Source organism: Desulfitobacterium dichloroeliminans LMG P-21439, from assembly GCF_000243135.2.
GTDB lineage: Bacteria > Bacillota > Desulfitobacteriia > Desulfitobacteriales > Desulfitobacteriaceae > Desulfitobacterium > Desulfitobacterium dichloroeliminans.
This window is the reverse complement of record NC_019903.1, coordinates 1,027,931-1,048,558: the sequence shown is the minus strand read 5'-3', so window position 1 is coordinate 1,048,558 and position 20,628 is coordinate 1,027,931. Positions and strand designations below refer to the sequence as shown.

At 42.8% G+C, this 20,628-nt stretch carries 20 protein-coding genes and 2 pseudogenes; 4 read left to right on the top strand and 18 right to left on the bottom strand.

The window, feature by feature from the left end; translation table 11 throughout:
* Position 1 precedes the first annotated feature (1 nt).
* The 4 genes and pseudogenes from DESDI_RS04840 to DESDI_RS04825 all read right to left on the bottom strand — a co-directional run.
* The gene (locus tag DESDI_RS04840; RefSeq protein ID WP_015261520.1) at positions 2 to 580 is read right to left on the bottom strand and encodes a DMSO/selenate family reductase complex B subunit; all 579 of its coding nucleotides are present in this window, start codon (positions 578 to 580) and stop codon (positions 2 to 4) included.
* A complete protein-coding gene (locus tag DESDI_RS04835; protein WP_015261519.1) occupies positions 580 to 3,177 on the bottom strand; it encodes a molybdopterin-dependent oxidoreductase in 2,598 nt (865 codons plus the stop codon). The genes DESDI_RS04840 and DESDI_RS04835 overlap by 1 nt, the downstream gene beginning before the upstream one ends.
* Before the next feature lie 9 nt (positions 3,178 to 3,186).
* Entirely contained in the window at positions 3,187 to 3,762 is a 576-nt protein-coding gene (locus tag DESDI_RS04830; RefSeq protein WP_015261518.1) for a 4Fe-4S dicluster domain-containing protein, read from the bottom strand.
* 17 nt (positions 3,763 to 3,779) lie between these two features.
* Positions 3,780 to 4,595, bottom strand: a pseudogene (locus DESDI_RS04825) (molybdopterin dinucleotide binding domain-containing protein); the annotation flags it as partial.
* Between DESDI_RS04825 and DESDI_RS04820 the strand changes: the two are divergent.
* Positions 4,594 to 4,818 (top strand): annotated as a pseudogene (locus tag DESDI_RS04820) (winged helix-turn-helix domain-containing protein); the annotation flags it as partial. The pseudogenes DESDI_RS04825 and DESDI_RS04820 overlap by 2 nt on opposite strands.
* Before the next feature lie 260 nt (positions 4,819 to 5,078).
* On the opposite strand, the gene DESDI_RS04815 reads toward DESDI_RS04820, so the two are convergent.
* From DESDI_RS04815 to DESDI_RS04795, 5 genes are all read right to left on the bottom strand, one after another.
* Positions 5,079 to 5,705, bottom strand: a complete 627-nt coding sequence (locus DESDI_RS04815) for a GyrI-like domain-containing protein (RefSeq protein WP_015261517.1) — start codon at positions 5,703 to 5,705, stop codon at positions 5,079 to 5,081.
* Positions 5,706 to 5,811: 106 nt separating this feature from the next.
* Positions 5,812 to 6,429: a DUF3786 domain-containing protein gene (locus DESDI_RS04810; protein WP_015261516.1), complete on the bottom strand. Its 618-nt coding sequence runs from the start codon at positions 6,427 to 6,429 to the stop codon at positions 5,812 to 5,814.
* A 93-nt stretch (positions 6,430 to 6,522) separates the two neighbouring features.
* Positions 6,523 to 6,975 (bottom strand): hypothetical protein, encoded by a 453-nt coding sequence (locus DESDI_RS04805; RefSeq protein WP_015261515.1) that lies wholly within the window; start codon positions 6,973 to 6,975, stop codon positions 6,523 to 6,525.
* A 42-nt stretch (positions 6,976 to 7,017) separates the two neighbouring features.
* Entirely contained in the window at positions 7,018 to 7,266 is a 249-nt protein-coding gene (locus tag DESDI_RS04800; protein WP_015261514.1) for a DUF2164 domain-containing protein, read from the bottom strand.
* 77 nt (positions 7,267 to 7,343) lie between these two features.
* On the bottom strand, positions 7,344 to 8,414 hold the full coding sequence (locus DESDI_RS04795; protein ID WP_015261513.1) for a methionine synthase: 1,071 nt from the start codon (positions 8,412 to 8,414) through the stop codon (positions 7,344 to 7,346).
* Between the two features lie 256 nt (positions 8,415 to 8,670).
* Between DESDI_RS04795 and DESDI_RS04790 the strand changes: the two genes are divergently transcribed.
* Both DESDI_RS04790 and DESDI_RS04785 read left to right on the top strand, forming a co-directional pair.
* Positions 8,671 to 9,792, top strand: coding sequence for a GIY-YIG nuclease family protein (locus tag DESDI_RS04790; protein ID WP_041219733.1), 1,122 nt, complete (start codon positions 8,671 to 8,673; stop codon positions 9,790 to 9,792).
* Positions 9,793 to 9,858: 66 nt separating this feature from the next.
* Positions 9,859 to 10,125 carry a DUF1905 domain-containing protein gene (locus tag DESDI_RS04785; protein WP_015261511.1) on the top strand — a complete coding sequence of 89 codons (267 nt, stop codon included), beginning with the start codon at positions 9,859 to 9,861 and terminating at the stop codon, positions 10,123 to 10,125.
* A 68-nt stretch (positions 10,126 to 10,193) separates the two neighbouring features.
* Here the strand turns inward: DESDI_RS04785 and DESDI_RS04780 are convergent, their stop codons facing one another.
* The 8 genes from DESDI_RS04780 to DESDI_RS04745 all read right to left on the bottom strand — a co-directional run bounded on the left by DESDI_RS04780 (position 10,194) and on the right by DESDI_RS04745 (position 18,396).
* On the bottom strand, positions 10,194 to 11,654 hold the full coding sequence (locus DESDI_RS04780; RefSeq protein WP_015261510.1) for a catalase: 1,461 nt from the start codon (positions 11,652 to 11,654) through the stop codon (positions 10,194 to 10,196).
* Between the two features lie 197 nt (positions 11,655 to 11,851).
* Positions 11,852 to 12,631 carry a phosphate ABC transporter ATP-binding protein PstB gene (pstB, locus tag DESDI_RS04775; protein WP_015261509.1) on the bottom strand — a complete coding sequence of 260 codons (780 nt, stop codon included), beginning with the start codon at positions 12,629 to 12,631 and terminating at the stop codon, positions 11,852 to 11,854.
* A 14-nt stretch (positions 12,632 to 12,645) separates the two neighbouring features.
* On the bottom strand, positions 12,646 to 13,539 hold the full coding sequence (pstA, locus tag DESDI_RS04770) for a phosphate ABC transporter permease PstA (RefSeq protein ID WP_015261508.1): 894 nt from the start codon (positions 13,537 to 13,539) through the stop codon (positions 12,646 to 12,648).
* A complete protein-coding gene (pstC, locus tag DESDI_RS04765; protein ID WP_015261507.1) occupies positions 13,539 to 14,462 on the bottom strand; it encodes a phosphate ABC transporter permease subunit PstC in 924 nt (307 codons plus the stop codon). The genes pstA and pstC overlap by 1 nt, the downstream gene beginning before the upstream one ends.
* 93 nt (positions 14,463 to 14,555) lie before the next feature.
* Positions 14,556 to 15,560: a PstS family phosphate ABC transporter substrate-binding protein gene (locus DESDI_RS04760; protein WP_015261506.1), complete on the bottom strand. Its 1,005-nt coding sequence runs from the start codon at positions 15,558 to 15,560 to the stop codon at positions 14,556 to 14,558.
* Positions 15,561 to 16,079: 519 nt separating this feature from the next.
* Positions 16,080 to 16,739 (bottom strand): phosphate signaling complex protein PhoU, encoded by a 660-nt coding sequence (phoU, locus tag DESDI_RS04755; RefSeq protein WP_015261505.1) that lies wholly within the window; start codon positions 16,737 to 16,739, stop codon positions 16,080 to 16,082.
* Positions 16,740 to 16,841: 102 nt separating this feature from the next.
* Complete coding sequence (locus DESDI_RS04750; RefSeq protein WP_015261504.1) at positions 16,842 to 17,546, bottom strand: response regulator transcription factor; 705 nt, start codon at positions 17,544 to 17,546, stop codon at positions 16,842 to 16,844.
* A 256-nt stretch (positions 17,547 to 17,802) separates the two neighbouring features.
* A complete protein-coding gene (locus tag DESDI_RS04745) occupies positions 17,803 to 18,396 on the bottom strand; it encodes a superoxide dismutase (protein WP_041219269.1) in 594 nt (197 codons plus the stop codon).
* A 321-nt stretch (positions 18,397 to 18,717) separates the two neighbouring features.
* Here DESDI_RS04745 and speD point away from each other — a divergent pair, with 321 nt between their 5' ends.
* Positions 18,718 to 19,548: an adenosylmethionine decarboxylase gene (gene speD, locus DESDI_RS04740; protein ID WP_015261502.1), complete on the top strand. Its 831-nt coding sequence runs from the start codon at positions 18,718 to 18,720 to the stop codon at positions 19,546 to 19,548.
* 99 nt (positions 19,549 to 19,647) lie between these two features.
* Here the strand turns inward: speD and DESDI_RS04735 are convergent, their stop codons facing one another.
* Positions 19,648 to 20,628 (bottom strand): LiaI-LiaF-like domain-containing protein, encoded by a 981-nt coding sequence (locus DESDI_RS04735; RefSeq protein WP_015261501.1) that lies wholly within the window; start codon positions 20,626 to 20,628, stop codon positions 19,648 to 19,650.

Genomic DNA, 20,628 nt, shown 5'->3' with positions numbered 1-20,628 from the left:
ATTAATCCTCCTTCAACATGAAATCTTTAAGAAGTGCCACAGACTTTGGCTTAATGAGAACAGATGGAGTTGTTTTCGAAGAATTCGGCAACACCGGCAAATCACTGACTGCCTCCGCCCCATATTGTGCTCGTAATTCTTCGAGATCACCCCAATGGATAGCCCGCATCGTACAGGCATCCACACAAGCTGGGTTTTCCCCTGCTTCCACTAAGTCCTTACAAAAATCGCATTTATTGACCCGACCCGTTTCTTCGATGAATTGAGGATGTCCGTAGGGGCAGCTCCAGGTGCAGTAGCGGCAACCGATGCATTTTTCCTTATCATGGGCAACGATACCATTATCGAGCTTATGCATGGCCTGTGTTGGACAACCTTCTACACACTTAGGTTCTTGGCAATGGTTACAACTGATGGACAGATAGTAGATCCAAGGCATAGGGAATTTGCCACCTTCAAACCCCTTGACCTTTCTAAATAAAACACCAGGCTTTAAATCGTTTCGATCATTGCAAGCAATTTGACATGTTTTACAGCCCCCGCAAGCGGTCATATCAAAGTAAAATCCATATTGAGCCATTATTTATCCCCCCCTTGCGCTGCAACAATCCTTTTTGGCCACAAATAATCAGCTTGTAGCTTGCCCTCATACTTTTCTACGTCGACGATACAGGTGTTATAAGCCTGCACCCCTTGACCGGTGGGAAGTCCACCGTTTAACACATTGGTGGCACCCGCCATACAAAGTCCGGTGTCATCATTGACTTCCGCCCAAGCTCCTTGACCCAAGGTAAGGGTTCCTGGCATGATTCTTTCCGTGATATACACGGGTCGAATCACCGCTCCATGTCGGCTGCTGACTTTTACAATGTCTTTTTTGCTGATACCTCGTGCTTGTGCATCCATCGGGTGAATATAGAGTTTGTTTTGGAAAGCCTCTCTTAGCCAGGAGATGTTATCTAAGGAAGAGTGGCTACGACGTGCATAGTGGATCGTGGTCAGCTGAAGCGGGTATTCATTTTTTTCCTTTTTCTCAAAGTTGGCGAAGGTCTCTTCATACCCTTCAGTAACATATTGGTATTTGGCAATAGGTGCTAAGGTATTCCATCCATAAGCATTGATCGTATCTGCTAAGCCTTGACTATGGATCTGGAATTTTCCGCTTTCTGTCTCGAGAGGATTCTTCTCTGGATCCTCAATGAAATCTTTGTAATCAATATATACATACTGGTCTCCAGGTGAACGGGGCACTTGATAGATCCCTTTTTCTTTAAATTCCTTATAGGTAATACGCCCTTCTTGAGGTTTACCTTTCACACCCATCTCTGCGATGTCTTGTGCAGTTATGGTTACAAGCGTCTCGAAACCCGAACCGTCTTCTTTCATTACGGTGCAGCCAGCTAGTTTATTAAAGAGCTTTTGTTCTGGGGAGAGAGGGTCGAATTCAGCAGGGTCTAAGCCTAGTCGCTTTCCAATCTCTCGATACATCCATTCATCATCTTTAGCTTCATACATGGGCTGGGTGATTTGACTGTAGAAAATGAGCATTTCTGGGTTGCCACTTAGGAATCCGCCCACTCTCTCCCACTCTGTAGTTGCCGGAAGTACGATATCAGAGTATTGAGCAGTGGCTGTGAGGAAATGAGCCGAGGTCACCACGAATTCAACTTTGCGGAAGGCTTCAATGCCTTTCATCAAATCCGTGTTTTGATTCAAGGTATTACCCGATCCGATATTCCAGATCATCTTAATATCGCAAGGTTGCTTACCTCGCACACCAGCAGTGTATTCACCATTGATTACGGCATCCCAGGCTTCGTCAATGACGATTCCCTGCCAGTCGGTCTTGAATGGATCTGGCCCTGGGAAGGTCGCTTCTTTATAAATAGGGTTAGTTGACTTTGGACTTTTATCGCCGCCAGCTTTGACGAGAGTTGGTCCCCCATAGCTTTGGGTATTATGCCGATTGTTTGAACAGACGCTGGCACCTGGTTTTCCCACATTACCTGTCATCCAGCCTACCGTCAAGAACGCTTGGCAGAACTGCTCACCCACGGAGGTTCTAGCTGCTGCGGAGGAGCTGGTGAAGGTCATGGGTTTCGTTACTGCAATCTCGTGAGCGAAAGAGCGGATAAGATCCGGATCAGTGCCACAGTGCTCTGAAGCCCATTCTGGAGTTTTCGGCGTGCCATCATAAGTACCTAAAACGTAGTCTTTAAAGTTTTCTTTAGGGTCAGCACCTTCGGGCATATGATCAGTATCAAAGCCTACACAATATTTGTCCAAAAACTCTTGATCATGAAGGTTATTGGTGATCATATAGTGGGCCATCCCTAACAAAAGAGCCGTGTCTGTACCGGGTCTTACTGGAATCCATTGATCAGCAAGGATCTGGGCAGTATCGCTATAGAGAGGATCCACCACAATAAATTTTGCCCCAGCATCTTTAGCCTGTTTAAAGTTATACGCTGGATTACCGGCGCTACTCCATACAGGGTTCGATCCCCACAGAACAATCAGCTTTGAATTTCTTAGGTCCAGTCGGTCATTTGACCCTCTCGAACGATTGCCATTCATGAACTGTTGAGGCTTCGGCCATGCTCCATCAGAAGTGCATCCCCAATAGGTCATAGCTCCGCCGTATGTGTTGAGGGCCGGACCAGTACTTTTGGCAAGAATTGATTGATTGCCATAGTTTTCTTTGACTCGCTTGAGCTCTGAAGCCACATGATCGAGGGCCTCTTCCCAAGAAATTCTCACCCACTCATCCTTACCTCTGAGCTCTTTTTTCCCGCCGTCACCCGGGTTCCAATTCTTTCGTTTCATAGGATATCTCAAGCGATCCGCACCAAAAATCTGCTGGCGTTGGGATCTTCCTCTTGCACAACCCCTTTGTTGTGGGTAATCCGGGGTATCCGGATGGGTATCATCGGTTTTTTGACGGATGACAATACCGTCGACTACCAGAGCTTTGTTAAGACATCGTCCACCGCAGTTATGCCAGCAGGCAGCTGTAATCCATTGACCTTCTTGCGCTGCCGCCTGACCTGCATTGGTCGTGGTTAAGCTATTTCCACATCCCACCAAGGACAGGCTGGCTGCTGCTGCCGCGCTCGCCTTAATGAAACTTCTACGGCTAATCGTTAATTCGTTCGTCTTATCGATAAATCTTGTCATGAGTGGTGTCTATACCTCCTTATACTTAAAGTCTTTTTGCTGGGCAATTGCTTTGGGTTTAATGACCAAAGATGGTTTAGTCCGAGAGGATTCAGCGAGAATCGCTAGATCACTGGTCGTATTACTGTATTTCATTCTCAATTCATCCGTATCTCCCCACTCTATGGCTCGCATGGGACAAGCATCCACACAGACGGGATTTGCCCCCTCGTCGCGCAAGTCCTTACAGCTGTCACACTTGCCCACTTTCCCAAGGTCCTTAATGAATTGGGGTACACCGTAAGGGCATGCCCATGTACAGTAACGACAGCCAATACATTTGTTTTTATCATGTTGGACAGTGCCGTCCTCAGCCACATGCATCGCTCCAGTAGGACAGCCTTCCACACACTTAGGGCTTGCACAATGGTTACACGTTCCAGAATAGTGATAGACACCGGGAGCCGGATAGGCCCCAGTTTCGTAGGTTCTGGCTTGCCTAAATATCGTCCCGACTTTTAAGTCGTTTTTATCCTTGCAGGCGACTTGACACGTTCTACAGCCGATACAGGCCGTCATATCAAAATAGAATCCCAAGTATCCCATGATCTACACACTCCCTTCTAAAAAATGATTCTTTGTGGTTTTTCTACATCCGGAATTAATGGAGCAGCGGTGTATTTCTCGAGGTTCACAACGCAGGTATTCCAGCCTGAGGCGCCTTGACCTGTTGACACTGGACCACACAGAATATTGTCTGCGCCACCCCGATCAATTCCAGTCTTTTCGTCCATATCCACCCAAGAACCATGGGGCAGCCCTATAACGCCTGGCATAAAACGCTGAGTAACCAAGGCAGTTCGTAAAACCTTCCCATGTTGACTGGTCAACATGACCGTATCCCCATCCATAATCCCTAGCTTCATGGCATCATCGGAGTTGATGAATACTGGGTTAGGCCAAGTCTCTCTGAGCCACTGAACATTATCGAAAACCGAGTGCGAACGACGAAGATAATGGGGATTAATAACTTGGAAAGAATAGTCGCCTTTTTCCTTGCTCTTCCAATTACTAAAGGTAGCCTGATACCCTTCAACTGGTGGGATATAGGTTGGGATAGCTTCAATCTTGCTATAGCCCATGTTGTTAATTCTCTTGGCAAGGGCACGAGAATAAATCTCCATTTTGCCGCTTTCCGTTTCCAAAGGATTCGCTAGCGGGTCATCTCTGAAGCTCTTATAAGCGATAAAGCCATAATTGTCCCCAGGTTTCCTCTCTACCTGATAAAGACCTTTTTCCTTGAATTCGTTGAGTGTGATTTGCCCTTCTTGTGGCTCACCCTCTACTCCCCATTCCGCAATGTCAGCAGCTGTGATTGTCACTAAGGGAGTTTTCTTCTTCCCATCGGGCAGAGTCACTTTGCTACCAGCAATCTTATTAACTTCAAAAGAATTTGAACTTCTTTCCTTTATGGCCAATCATCCAGGGCAAGTGTTTACCCGTCAACAGCTCTTTGACAACTTGTGGGAAGAAAAGTATCTCGGAGACTCTGGTACCATCACTGTCTTTATACGGAAAGTTAGGGAAAAAATCGAGTTGGATCCTGGTCGACCCGAATACGTTCTGACTGTTTGGGGTGTAGGTTATAAATTTGCAGGCTAATGAAAAAAAGCCCCCTTGGGCTTATCTTCACATTCCTTTTACGTATTGAGAGCTACACTCTTGATTTCTAGGTAATTAGCCATGAACTCACCTCACGAGGATCTCTCTGAGCTGGTCCATGGGACGCTGACATTCTGTGAACCAAGCCCGCAGAACCTTATTGTAGAGCAGGGGATTTTCGAAACTAAAGTTATGGCCAACACCTTGGACGAAATAACCTTTAGCGTTAGGAATAGTTGAGTTCCTATGGAATCCGCGTTTTAATGGACGGACCTAACCCAATACCTTAGAACCGTTCTTTGTTTCTCCAGATCGACTTTTCTTGCATCAGTCAGATAGATTTCTTTGTGTAGCAAAGTTGTTCTCTCCAGATTGTTATTCTCAATAAATTCTTTCATTAGGGCGAAGCTTCTCGGTTCATCATCATAAGGACCGACATGGAGCATCTGCAGGGATAGTCCTTCTTCCATGGTATCGAAAACGACTTCATCCAGTAATGGGTGAGGTTTCTTTTTTCTCACGCTTTCAAATGCTCTCTCCACCACTTCTTCGGTTACAAAATCCGGCTGTCTGATCATGATAGTATAGACTAACTCATCCTTATTGAGGACATCCAGCTTTCTTCCTTCTTCAGTCAAATCCCATACACCTTCCAAGGGATATACTGTATACTCAAGGTACCCTTCAGGAGTATAGCCTTGCTTAGGCATCATACGGACCGCATAGGCTAAAGAATACAGAACTGCCACCCGTTCTGCAAAATCATCTTGGTTGGGATTACCTTGGCCTCGAATCATAAAGAACTTCTGTTCAGGAACGGAAATAAGTTCAGGCTTTTCTTTAGGGAGATATATTTGCTTTTCCTGTTTTCGCCATTCAACCTTCATTAAATTCTAGTCCCCTTTTCTATACTTCAAATCTCGACTACTGCTTCGCTTTAGGGTGACGAACATCATGTTGTACATACTCTTTCTTAAGCGCCCTAAGTAACGACTAAATCCGAGTTGCCTTCTTATGCAGATGAGTTGCTAGGGAGATACCGAGACCGATAATGCTTTCGCTGTGCAACATGGGCTCTATCGAAGAATCAAAGAGAATTGTGGCATTGGCTTTAACCTCTTCGTCCCCTTCCCAAATGACTACACACACAGGGATTTCCGGAAACGCCTTGAAAACAGCTGAACAATTTCCCATGTGTGCTGGTCGACCTCCTAAGAAGGCTCCCGCAGTTTTTAAGAGCTCAGCCTGATGACCAAAGGCCTTGATTAATGGTGAAATCGCTGTCTTTAGAAAGGCTGAATAAAAAATCATCCCTCCCGGGATTTCCTTGATACTCACCCACCTAGGCTCTAATTCTGATAACGGCTGTGCATAGGCTAAATAATTAAGCACAATGATTGCATCCATTATATTTAGGTGATGTCCATCGGTTTTTCGATAAACTGTTTTATGGTTGCTATCTACTATTAGCTCTTGATCAAAAAATGAGACCACAAATTGCTTTGTATCCCCGTTATAAGATACCGTTCGCATTGAAGTAATCTCTTCAGGTTCTCTATTCTTTATATCCTGCCAGAACTTATCGTAGGCAACTCGGTAATTTGTTTCCACCTTCAACCCCCTCCGATCAATGATTATCATAATAACTTTATACGGACGGTAGTGAGGTTATTTGAGATTAATCTTTACAAGCAAGGGTAACGATTACTTCCCAGGCGACCACTTTAAGACCGGCCAAGGCAAATCTAATGGCTTAATGGCCTTTTTTTCCCCCACATTTTGTACTCTCGCATTGCAAAACCCTTTATCCTCTAACATCATGAGCTGCTTTACTTCAATATCTGAAATACTTCCCGTATAATCCGTTACTCGAATTGATGTAATCCGATCTCCCTCTTTAAAAGTACCTACGATAATATATTTATCATTTTTAATACAGCTTTTAGTATGAGAGTCAATGATAGGCAGCATTTCTATCGTGCCTTCATCGGCAGTCAGTGCTACCCCTTTAAAATGGGCATTTCGACAACCATGTTCTTTGATATACTCAAACGCGCCAGCCGCCCCCATATCCTGAACCGTGGAGGTAATCTCATCAAGTAAGCGGTAGCCTAATGTTCTATGACGTTCTTTAATGACCGCAATAACTCTAATCACGAAAAAACACCTCTTTAATTTAATTTAGCCCTGAATCTTAAGCTAACTTTTAATAATTTCTAATAAATCTTCCGTTCTTTCTCCCATGTATTTGTATGAGTCGTATACTCCTTGATTGTAAATATGAGGCGCTAAATCTTCAAGAAAAAAATCCAAAATAAAGTTTGCTGCCAAATCTCCTAATTCTTCATCTCGTTCTTTTAAGAAATAGTTTTTTATGTCTGACACCATTTTCTCTTTTGTCTCCTTCTCTATCTGAATTTTACATGTTGAATACTTTTTACTGGCCAAGGCCTCTCCTCCTCATTCTTAATGGCATTCATTATACTCTGGTTGCGGGAACGCTGTATTGTGTGAAGTAATACTGTTTAAGTATAAGTCGAGCTTAATTCCTGCAAAAGCCCATAAATTCTTTCTGATAAATCGATACTTAGTGTACCCGTACCACAGCTTGGGGTAAGCATACTCTGACTCCGCAAGCTTTCTTCACTAACTCCTCGCTTGACCAATTCCTTGATATGGGTCTCAAGACGCGCTTTCAGACTTTCAACAGATTCTTGCCAAGCTTTTGTGGAAGTAGGTACAATGCCCCACGATAGAATACCGCCTCGTTGAAGAAACACCTCAAGCTGCTCGGCTAGTACAACCATGCTTGTCATGTATTCATAAGCATCAAAGTTAATTACTTTAATTTTGGAATCAAATAACAAGGTCCAATCCATCCCGGCGCAAACATGAACACCCGGTATCCCACCTTCATTGAGAATCCCTTCAGCAATTTCATTGATATCTCCTATGAGGGTGCCCCGATCCAACGTAAGATAGGTTGATGAACCGTAGCCATAGAGACTGGGGTCATCGATGGACATCAAAACAGGTAATCCAAACTGAGCTAGGATTCTGGTCTGCCAAAGAGCGTGTAGTCTTAAAGACTTAACAAGGATATCCCGTTGAAACTCATCATAGTAAGCAGCTCTGCGATTTTGATCGGTAATTTGCATTCCTAGGGTGACAGGACCGCTTAGCTGACCTTTTAAGATTTGCGCTCCTTGAGGCCCTTTGTGCTTAAGCTCCTTGAAGAATTCATTGAATGCAAATCCTCCTTCGGCAGTGAAGCCGAATCCCTCTAGGGCCTCCTGATTCCCCGATTCGGCTTGGAGATAGCGTTCATAGAAGCTTGCCATACGGTCAGCCCAATCCGGAGCATCTCCCTGGAAGCGAGGGTGTTCAAACCCTTCAATACAACCTGTATCCACGAGCACCTTTAAATATTGTCCGACAAAGGAGCTTTCCGCTCCTAGTCGTGGAAGTTGTGCCCAATGGGGTGCTTTAGGTACAGCTTTCCATACTTGCTCTAAAGCTGTCATGGGATTATCGTACGGTAGACTTCCTACCCCTGTGGCAAGGAAATGCGGTTTCCAACCTTGAGTATCGAACATAGAATTACCTACTTTCTAGGGATATCAGGCTTCTATATAACTTGCGCCGCACCCCATAGGCATGAAAAATAAGTCCCAGGGTGCATCAGGAACTTCGCCTTCTAGGGGAAGTTGTGCTAGCGGAAATCAAACTATCTTGAAGATTCAGATTGCTAATAGCTAAATTATATCTGGTGAGGGAGAATTAGGCAATTCTTTCATACTTGTCGCTTACATTAACTGAAGTTCATTAGGAGGTTGGGATGTCTGAATGCCAATGAACAATAAATCTATATTGAAAGAAAAAGCAAAGTACCTGCCAGAAAAACCTGGTATCTATCTGATGCTGGATTCTTTAGGTAATATTATCTATGTGGGTAAAGCCAAAAACCTCAAGAGCAGAGTCAGCCAATATTTTCGCAAAGCAAAAAATCGGGACCCTAAAGTAGAAGAGATGATTCAATATATCGCGGGTTTTGAGCATCGGGTTTTAGATACGGAGCTGGACGCCCTCCTCGAGGAATGCCGAGCAATTAAAAAAATCAAGCCCCGCTACAATCGGCAAATGAAAAACGACCAAAAGTATGTTTATATCAAAATCCCTGCTGAAACCTTTCCAAGGCCGGAGATTGTACAGGAAAGAAAAGAAGATTCAGCAATCTATTACGGTCCTTTTAATAGCCGCTCTCGAGTTGAAACAGCTATGTTGTACTTAAAGGATAACTTTTTGATCCGCAAGTGTGCCAGCCCAGGTCTGGTCAAAAGGAACAGCGGCTGCCTCTACCAGCAATTGAACACATGTCTCGGAGTATGCACCGCTGGGGTTAGCCCTGAAGAATATATGGTTCATCTACAGGCACTTTGTCGGGTCATTGAAGGACGTGACAAAGAGACCAAGAAGGAAATTAGTAACCAATTAGTGAAGGCTATTGCGGATCTAGACTTCGAGAAAGCAGCTCGTTATCGTGAGTATCAATTAGGGTTGTATTATATACAAGGTCGTCAAAAGTTCCTCAACTCAACGCGATGCAATACAGACCTGCTGGCGCTGGAATTCTTAGATGACAAGAAGGCAACCGCAAAAATATACCTGATCAAAGGAAATAAGCTGCTGGCGAGTAGTGTCATTGATTTTGCTAGGTCTATCAGAGATGGTCATATGCCAACCGGACATAATGCAGATATAAAGCAATTTCTCATATTAGCCCAAGAAAAGCTACTTGCCGACCAAGGAAGCCCTCGATTGCTAACCCAACAGGAAGTGGACGAGGCTCAGATCCTCGATTCCTATCTTCGCAAAGACCGAGTCTTTACCTTTCGCGTCACCCAAAGAGCATTGAGGCAAGATGATTTCATCGAGAAAATGCTTGAGCGGATCGAAAGAACATTCAATCCATAAGTATTTTTCAGCAACCTTATAGCAATTTGACCGATATATTAAATTAGCAATCAGGGAGGTAACTTTATGCGTAAGATCTATGAATTTGAAGCCGAGATCAAAAAAGTACCGGATATCGACGGGGCCTATGTAGAAATTCCCTTCGATGTGAAGGCGGAGTTCGGAAAAGGCCGCGTGGCTGTTACTGCGACTTTCGACGACGAAGTGTATAGAGGAAGTCTAGTCAAAATGGGAACCCCTTGCCATATCATCGGGATTCGCAAAGATATTCGGGCAAAGATTGGCAAACAACCTGGTGACATAACTAAGGTGACCATCCATGAAAGGGATTGAAACAGCAGCGTTAAAAAAGACCTTGTTGGAAAGCTATTCACTTTCCAACAAGGTCTTTTCAATTCTAATTATAGATCTTCTAAGGAAATACCGAGGGCTTCGGCGACACCTTTGCCATAGGCAGGATCAGCTTTTAGGCAATTGCCAATATGACGCAGCTTAACTTCTTTAGAAGCATCTCCCATCGCCCCAGCAGTATTGGAAAAGAGTGCCTTTTGCTGTTCGGGGCTCATCAGGCGGAAAAGCTTACCCGGTTGTGTATAGTAATCATCGTCATCTTCTCTAAAATTCCAACGATCTGCGGCACCATTTAAGGCCTGTGGTGGTTCCTTATATTCCGGTTGTTCCCCCCAGACACCATAGCTATTCGGTTCATAAGAAATCTTGCTGCCGGCATTCCCATCAACACGCATTTGACCGTCCCTATGGAAGCTCGTCACTGGGCATCTAGGCTGATTGACAGGAATCTGATGATGATTTACACCTAGGCGATATCTTTGCGCATCCCCATAAGAAAACAAACGACCTTGAAGCATTTTATCCGGCGAAAACCCGATGCCTGGAACGATATTAGCCGGATTAAAGGCGGCTTGTTCAACATCTGCAAAATAATTCTCTGGATTGCGATTGAGTTCAAAATAACCCACTTCAATCAAGGGGTATTCCCCATGATACCATACTTTTGTAAGGTCAAAGGGATTATAGGGCATCTTAACAGCTTGCTCATCTGTCATCACCTGAATGAACATTTTCCATTTTGGAAAATCTCCGCGCTCGATGCTTTCATAAAGATCACGTTGATGGCTTTCTCGATCTTTCGCAACAATCGCTTCGGCTTCTGCATCTGTATAGTTCTTAATGCCCTGCTGGCAAACCAAATGGAACTTTACCCAGACTCGCTCATTATCAGCATTGATCATGCTGTATGTATGACTGCCAAAACCATGCATATGCCGATAAGAACTAGAAAGGCCTCGATCACTCATGGTAATCGTTACTTGGTGGAGGGCTTCCGGAAGAGATGTCCAGAAATCCCAGTTGGAATTAGCACTCCGCATATTGGTACGGGGGTCCCGCTTGATGGCATGATTTAGGTCTGGGAACTTGAGAGGATCACGGAAGAAAAACACTGGGGTGTTATTACCCACTAGATCCCAGTTACCCTCCTCAGTATAAAATTTCATAGCAAAACCACGTATATCACGTTCAGCGTCTGCAGCCCCTCTTTCACCTGCTACGGTAGAGAAACGCACAAACATATCTGTTTGCTTACCAATTTCCGAGAAGATTTTAGCTTTAGAGTATTTAGTAATATCATGAGTTACTGTAAAGGTTCCAAATGCACCTGAACCTTTGGCATGCATCCGTCTTTCCGGAATGACTTCCCGATCAAAATATGCAAGTTTTTCTAGAAACCAAACATCCTGCAAAAGCATGGGACCTCTTGGGCCGGCGGTTAAAGCGTTCTGATTGTCGGACACTGGGGCTCCAGCAACAGTCGTAAGTTTTTTGTTTTGATCTTCGCTCATACTATACCTCCTTGCTAATTTTTTCGTAAATTAAGTTATTTGAAAAAATGAAATTATTATAAATAAATTATAAGCTATTTTCCATCCGAGTTCAAACACCATTTTGTTATTTTAAGTATAGTTAAAGTTCAAATACGATTTTAACTAAAATTTTAACCCATGAAAATCTACATTTCATGGGTTAAAGCAATGGGCCATTAGCCAATTCTTCCCGTTATATAATCCTCGGTTCGCTTATCTTTAGGGTTAGAGAAAATCTCCGTCGTCTTATCAAATTCGATAAGATCGCCCATGAGGAAGAAAGCTGTTTCGTCAGATATCCTAGCCGCTTGTTGCATCGAGTGCGTTACGATGGCTATGGTGTAGTCTCTCTTTAAACTTTCCATAAGTTCTTCAATCTTATAGGTAGCAATAGGATCGAGTGCCGAAGTGGGTTCATCCATCAATATGACATCAGGTTGCACGGCTAAACATCGAGCGATACACAAGCGCTGTTGCTGACCGCCAGACAGACCGTAGGCATTATCATTTAAGCGATCCTTCACTTCATCCCACAGAGCTGCATCTCTTAAACTCTTCTCGGCGATTTCCATGAGTACTTTCTTATCTTTGATACCATGGATTCTCGGACCATAGACAACATTGGCAAAAACTGACTTCGGAAACGGATTCGGTTTTTGAAAAACCATGCCTACCTTGGTCCGAAGCTCTTCTACTCGCATTGATTTGTCAAAAATATTTTGTCCTTGGTAGATGATTGCACCCGTCGTTTTAACACTTGGGACATTCTCAATCATTCTGTTCAGAGTTTTAATAAACGTCGATTTACCACAACCAGAAGGCCCGATGATTGCGGTCACCTTATTATCTTCAATTCTCAAATTAATATTTTTAAGTGCTTGATTCTCGCCATACCACAAGTTAAGTCCTTTAACATCAAAAACAACATGTTCTTCCTTACTTATTGTATTCGTCAATTAAATTCCTCCTGTTAGAATCTTTGTTGGAATTTGTTTCGAATTAATATCGCGACTGAGTTCATGAGAAACAGTATTATAAGCAAAACGACGACTGTGGCCGCTGCTAGGTTAGCATATTCTGGTTTTAGCACGGCATCCAGAGTCCAGTAATATATTTGAATCGGCAGTATAGTAAAATCATCCATTACCGAAGAGGGAATCTTCATGATCAGTGTCGGGATTCCTAAGACAACCAAAGGAGCCGTTTCGCCGATGGCTCTGGACATTGCCAGAATCGTACCGGTCAAAATCCCCGGCAAGGATACGGGGAGTACAACCTTGCGTATGGTGGTCCATTTATCGGCACCCATAGCATAAGAGGCTTCTCTTAAAAAACCAGGAACAGCTCGAATGGCTTCTTGAGCTGCAACAACTACGATTGGCAACACTAAGAGTGACATGGTAAGTCCCCCAGCTAAAATACTCGAACCCAGATTCATGAGTCTTCCAAACAAGGTTAAGCCGAGGAGTCCAAAGATAACAGAAGGTACACTGGCAAGATTAGAAATGTTAACATTGATAAAATACTGAAGCCTGCCCTTTTTAGCGTATTCCTCCAGATATATGGCTGTGGAGACTCCTAATATCGTCGTTACAGGGATAACAATAAACATCATCATGATAGTGCCAATGATAGCTCCATAAATTCCAGCTTTGTGAGGAAATATCGAAAGATTGCTCGTAAGGAATTGTAAGTCAAGCCAGCCCACACTATCCGCTCCAACTTCGTATAAGAGAACTCCCAACACCAAAATGGAAAATACCGTTGAAAAGGAGAAAATATACTTGAAAATGTTATTTAACATTATTCTTTTCTCAATTAGTTTACTATCGATTTTTACCCTCGGTATTTCTTGACTCATCATCAATACACCTCTCTGTACTTACGGGATATATACTGGGCAAGGAGGTTTATCAGCAAAGTAAAGATAAAGAGCACTAATCCTACAGCATAGAGACTGTAGTACCCTAATGTTCCGCCCCCTGCGTCTCCGCTTGTAAATTCTACAATGTAGGCGGTCATGGTCTGCATGGATTGGGTAATATCAAAAGTAAAATTCTTCGAGCTTCCGCTTGCAATGGTCACAATCATTGTCTCGCCGATAGCTCTCGATACCCCCAAGACAATGGAAGCCATGATGCCTGAAATAGCCGCAGGTACAACTACATTGAAAGTCGTTTCCAACTTTGTCGCTCCCAAACCGAGGGCACCTTCCCTCATGATTTCCGGCACCGAGTTCATGGCATCCTCGGATAAGGAAGCAATCATGGGAATTATCATGATCCCCATCACAATTCCTGGACTCAAGGCATTTTTAGCTTGGAGAGATGGAATCACATTCATGAGCAAGGGAGTAACAAAAGAATAAGCAAAAAAACCATAGACTATGGTTGGGATACCCGCTAAAATCTCCATCATTGGTTTTAAAATTCTGCGCAACTTACTAGAGGCAAATTGGCTTAAATAAATCGCCGCTCCAAGCCCTATCGGCACAGCAACAATCATGGCAATGATGGTCGTCATTAAGGTTCCAGTTATCAAAGGCAAAATGCCATATGAAGGATTTGCACTTAGTGGCGCTAGTTTTGTGCTAAATACTTCCGTCAAGGGGACTGCACTAAAGAATTTCGAAGCATCCACGACCAAGACTGCAATAATACCAAGGGTGGTTATAACAGATACCGATGCCATTAGCAAAAAGAAGCTTGGCATCACCTTGTCAGAAGTCTGTCTTTTTGTTGAAATATTCGTCCGGATTATATCTCTTACCTTTGTTTTATCATCCATATTTTCACCTCTGCGACATTCTTCTGCCGAACCCTAAACTATAGGATGGGAATCCATTGAACTCCCGCCCTATAGTTTAAATGTCTAAATTTTCTACTTAACTGCTTCTAGAACTGCGGTGTACTCTGCATAAACTGATTCAGGCAGGGGAGCAAATCCGTTTTCTGCAGCTAATTTTGCAGCACCTTCAGGGGAAACTACATATTTAGCATAATCAAGTATTTGTGGTTTTTCTTTTGCATAGTTCAGGTTCAAATAAGTGTATACAAGTCTAGTAAATCCAGCATAACCAAGGTCTTCACCGATTGTTCCCAGGCCAGGAGCAACAGGGCCTTGACCGAAGTCAACCGCTACAGCTTGTAATTTATCAGTGTTGCTAGCGTAGTATCCATAGCCAAAGAAAGCAATCGCGTTTTTATCTTGAGAAACCAAGTCAACCAAGGTGGAATATTCTTGTTGTAAGTTAACAGAAGCAACCATATCTTTTTTCTTTAAGATGTTTTCATAGAAAAATTCATAGGTCCCATGATTTTCATTCGGTCCATAGAACTTGACCTCTTCTTTCGGCCAATCGGAACGAATATCAGACCAAAAAACTTTGTCATCTGCCTTCACGGCTTTGGCGGTAAACATCTTAATGACTTCGTCTTTAGTCAATTCTTTAGCCCAAGTGTTGTCCTTATTGATTACAACGGTCAGTCCGTCATAAGCAAGTTTGATTTCCATAACATTGGCGCCCATTTCCAGGCCTTTGGCTTTGAGTTCGTCTACTTCAGAATCTTTAACTTTTCTGGAAGCATCGGACAAATCAGTTTCGCCAGTAATGAACTTTTTAAATCCAGCACTGGATCCTGCGCGTCCGACCTGAACACTGACATCTGGTTGCTTTTCGGTCATATAGTTTTCAGCTATATTGGCCATGAGGGGGAATACAGTACCAGAACCGTCGATGATAACGCTTCCGCTTAGCTTCTCAGCTAGAGCTTCTGCAGGTGGAGTATTTGTCTGATCTTTTGGTGCGCTAGTCTGTCCGCATCCGGCTAAACTAAAAACTAAACCTAAGCTAACGATTGCCGCAAGAACTTTCTTTTTAAACATTAAATAAACCCTCCTAAAATCTAAATACAACTTTTTATAGATTTAAAAAATCAATTATCTACTCACCGTTTGACTATCCATTAAATAATCTAACAATAATCTCTTTGGCTAGAAAATTTTATACCTTCCGTTTACCTACTTCTAGATACTGACTACCCCCTTTTTACTTTGAGAGCGTACCTTGGAACTTTTGCTCCCTCATTCAGCAAACGAAGTATGAGTCTATGACATGAAATTGTACAACTCCTTTGCATAAGCAAAGTATAAGCTCCTATTGTTTTTTGCAGGTTAACTTATTGTAAAGATTAGGTTAATATTTAAATCCAATAGTTAACTTTTAGATACATCGTTGTCGCTTTATAATAAGCGGCAGTTTTTCTGCAACTTAACAGGATGGCTGTTATCACGCGCACACCCTTAATTAATAAGAAAGAGAGCTAATACTTCTACAAAAAAGTTTTAGCTCCCTAATCGAACATACTTTCCATCTATATCTAATCCTTGAAAAAAAGTCACTTTCTAGAGATTAAGATCTGACCTTTTCCCGGTTTCCACGTATACGACTTCTTCGGCGATGTTGGTACAATAATCTCCCATTCTTTCCAGAAAACGTCCAACGAAAATAAGATACGTGGCTTGACTAATCGTTTTAGGGTCTTCCATCATGAACACAAGCAACTCACGGAAGACTTGTGCATAGAGATGATCTACCTCATCATCCATTTTAGCCATGGCTATAGCGGCTTCTGCATCTTCCATCTTATAAGCTTCAATTCCTAAAACAACCATCTGTTGGACAATATCTGCCATTCTCGGCAAATCAACCAAAGGCTTTAGAGCTTTTTGCTCTCCCGTGCGAATCGTATGTTTTGCTATATCAACAGCTAAATCGCCAATTCTCTCCAGATTAATAGATAGCTTAAAAGCAGCAACTATTTTGCGTAAATCCGTAGCCATGGGTTGCTGGGTTGCAATCAAAAGCATACAACTTTCTTCTATCTGTGATTGAATTTCGTTGACTTCTAAATCTCCTGTTACCACTTGATTGGCGAGTTCTAAATCCTGTTTAACCAAAGATTGCATGGAAGCATCCACCCGAGAATTTACTATTTTGCCTAATCTAAATACTTTTTGATTGAGCTCTTCCAAGGAATTATCAAATACATTCCGATTACTCAATTTATGCTCCTCCTTTGATTAAGTTGTGTTACCTGATAACAAGTCCTAGCACTTGTATAGAAGTGCAGGCCATACTATGTTTAAACCATCGAATGTAAAGTTTTAGCCGTTTTTGGTCTTCGATGGACTGCCTTCTAAACGATACCCTACACCCCGTACAGATTCAATAATGGGTGCAACGCCTTTGAGCTTACTCCTCAGATTACTAATATGGACATCGACGGTTCTCGTATCTCCACTGATAGTATATCCCCAAACCTTCTGCAAGAGGTACTCTCGGTTGAATACTTGATTAGGGCGTTTAATAAAAAGATAAAGCAGCTCAAATTCCTTACCCGTAAGTGTTACGTATTCTCCTCTAATCGTTGCCAAATAACTTTCCGGCCAAATCTCTAGATCTCCCCAAGCAAGTGAAATCGGTTCGGGATATAAATTTCGTTTTCCTTCGCGTATCCTCGCTTTGATTCTCGCTAGCAATTCCTGTGTGCTGAATGGTTTGGTGACATAGTCATCAGCACCCAGTTCTAAACCAACTACTTTATCTGTAATTTCATCACGGGCACTCAGCATAATAATGGGTAGGTTTGCCGTCTCGATATTTCCTCGAATAGCCTTACAAACTTCAAAGCCATCCAACTCAGGCAGCATAACGTCCAAGAGAATCAGATCGGGTTTCTCTTTTTTCAGAAACTCCAACGCACTTTTTCCCTCATCAACGGTTTCTACGATATACCCCTCCCGCTCAAGATTAAAAGTGATAAGCTCTTGAATCATCTTATCATCTTCGACGAGTAAAATTTTCACCATGACATCCTCCACTAACATCCCTTAGTCGCGCATAACTTCTTTAGTTTTCATACTCTCATATTATCTGGGTCATGTTAAACTATAATGAAGTTAAGGTTAAGTTACTGTTAAGTTAAGATTACCAAGGCGGGGATGATTTCACATTCAATCCTAAAAAGACCGCATCGATTAATAATATAATAAAAACAGAAAGGATGCCCCTTCAGTTTAAACTGAAAGGGCATCCTTTCTGTTTTTCGAGTCAACGCAGGATAATTTATCTCACCTTAGCAAACCGTTCTTCAACATCCGTCCAGTTGACAAGACTCCACCAAGCTTCTACCCAAGCTGCTCGCTTATTCTGGTATTTAAGATAATAAGCATGCTCCCAGACATCCACCGTCAAAAGTGGCGCTACGCCCCATTGGGTAAGGTTTTGGTGTTTTTCCGCTTGTAATATCTCTAGTTTCTGGAATTCTGGATTCCAGACAAGGACCGCCCAACCTGAGCCTTCAACGGCTACGGCGGCTGCTGAGAATTGGTTCTTAAAACCCTCAAAAGAGTTGAAATCTTGATTGATTCTCGCTGCTAAAGCGTCGCTTGGGGTTCTTCCACCTTGAGGACTCATGTTCATCCAGAACAAGGTGTGCAGTAGGTGACCGGAACCATGGAAGGCCAATTCTCGTTCCCAATGCTTAACTAAGGAGAAATCTCCTTTTTCGCGTGCTTCCGCAAGCTTGGCCTCTGCATTATTTAGCCCGTCCACGTAGGTTTTGTGATGGGCGTCATGATGGAGGCGCACAGTAGCCTCGTCATAAACAGGCTCCAAGGCATTATAGGCATAGGGTAGTTCTGGGAGTTGGTGAGACATCATATTTTCCTCCTTTATTCCTTAACTTTTTTCCAGCTTCTGTCTTATTCTATTATCTTCAATCTCACTGGAAATATTAAATAATAATACTAGCCTCTGCAAGGAACTTGTATTATAGTATTCTTAATGACTAAATCTTAGTTTATCTATTCTTTCCTATAGGAAGATTATCCTTCTTTTTCCTCAAAACCAAAGCATAGTCTCATCATATAATATTAAGTTAGGAATAATTCGTAGGTTTTCTAGGGAAAGTACCATTAGATTCATTGTCTGATTCAGTATATAATTTACTTTTTATAAGCTGTTGGGAGGAAATAGAGATTGGAAGTAAAACCAATAAAAAGGCTAAAGCTCTACGGGTTTAATAATCTTACCAAAACTTTGAGCTTTAATATGTACGATATATGCTATGCTAAAACTCCTGAACATCGCGATGCTTACATCCAATATATTGATGAGGAATATAATGCAGACCGCTTGACCAATATCGCAACTGAGGTAGCCCGTATCGTCGGAGCCACTATCTTAAATATCGCCAAGCAAGATTATGACCCTCAAGGGGCTAGTGTAACGATGCTCATTGCAGAAGAGCATATGGATCCTGAGCATCCGGACGATAATCATCTCGAACGCATGTATACGGGCAAAGAGGTACCTCTACCCGATGCCGTGGTTGCCCACTTGGATAAAAGCCATATCACCGTGCACACCTATCCTGAAAGCCATCCCCACGGCGGAATATCCACTTTCCGAGCGGATATTGATGTCTCCACCTGCGGGCAGATTTCCCCACTGAAGGCCCTTAATTTTCTGATTGAAAGCTTTGGTCCAGATATCGTTGTCGCCGATTATCGAGTTCGTGGATTCACTCGTGATGTTGACGGAAGAAAGGTTTTCATTGACCATAAGATTAATTCTATCCAAAATTACATCAATCGGAAGTATCGAGATATTTACCAGATGATCGATGTCACAGTCTTTCAGGAAAATATCTTCCATACTAAAATGATTATCAAGGACTTCGATCTCGACAACTACCTCTTTGGTACAGCTAAAAAAGAGCTTTCCATCGGTGATAAACGCAAAATCAAGCTAAAGCTCAAAAAGGAAATGTCTGAGATTTTCTATGGTAAGAACATGCCAAGAATTTAGGGCATGAGCTATTATCAGAGCAGGTTAAGCCCCTCGTTTCCAACAACATTGTTGGGAGCGAGGGGCTTTTTTAAGTCGTTATCTTTAGGAAACTGATTGTTACCAGGTTTTGGTTTGTCGAGATTGAGTATCTTCAGTCGAATCTCCCGGTACCGTTAGGCGTTCTAAATTAACTTTTCCGGCAACCATAGAGATATCCATCTCAATCTTCGTTTTAGCATCATTATAATTCGGGGTTACCCAATCCTCTGAGCTTAGGATAAGTCCATCCCCTGCAAAATTTGTTTCACTGGCGATTCCGCTAATATTGATTTTCAAACCTATATTTTCGGGGACCACAAGATCCAACTCGGTAGCTCCTGTACTGAGTTCGACTTTTGTCGTGACCCCAGTGTCTCCAAACCTCAACTGGATATCACTGGCTCCTGAATTGATCTCCAGATCTTCAATCCGCAATCGGCTAAAATCCATGGTTCCGCTCACAGCCCCTGAATTAAGATTCACACGATTATAGAGCACTTGATCCGAAAGGTTCAGCTGGATTTTGCTTTCTCCTGAACCGGTTCTTTTTTCAGAATTGAATTGGACACGTGTAGTATCCCCACTGGTTTTATGAGAAAACTCAGGCTGTCCACTCCCCATGCGCCCTCTCCATGTGTAGGAGCCGTTGACTACTTGATCGGATTGGGACTCTCCTTCGATTCCCTGTACATCCATGGTCACTCCTCCCAAGTTTAGGATGAGCTCAGCCTTCTTTACATTCTCCTCCAAGGGTGCGGAGATTTCTATAAACTGTCCCCCACTTACCTTACCTTGTGGCAGCTTGCTCGTTAAGGAAGGGCTGCTTTGGACAAAGGAATACCCCACAAGAGCAAGCAGAAACACGATAAGGATCGAACTAAAAGGAATACGCTTATTTAGCAACAAAGCAACCCCAGCAAAAATCAAAAGTAAGGGCCAAAGATCAACAACATTGCTCCAAAAATCCCAAGGCAAAAAGCCATACATGTTTGCTAAAAAAACGAGTCCCAAAAGAATTAAAAACAAACCTTTAAACACTGAGTCCACCGCTTGGCGCAT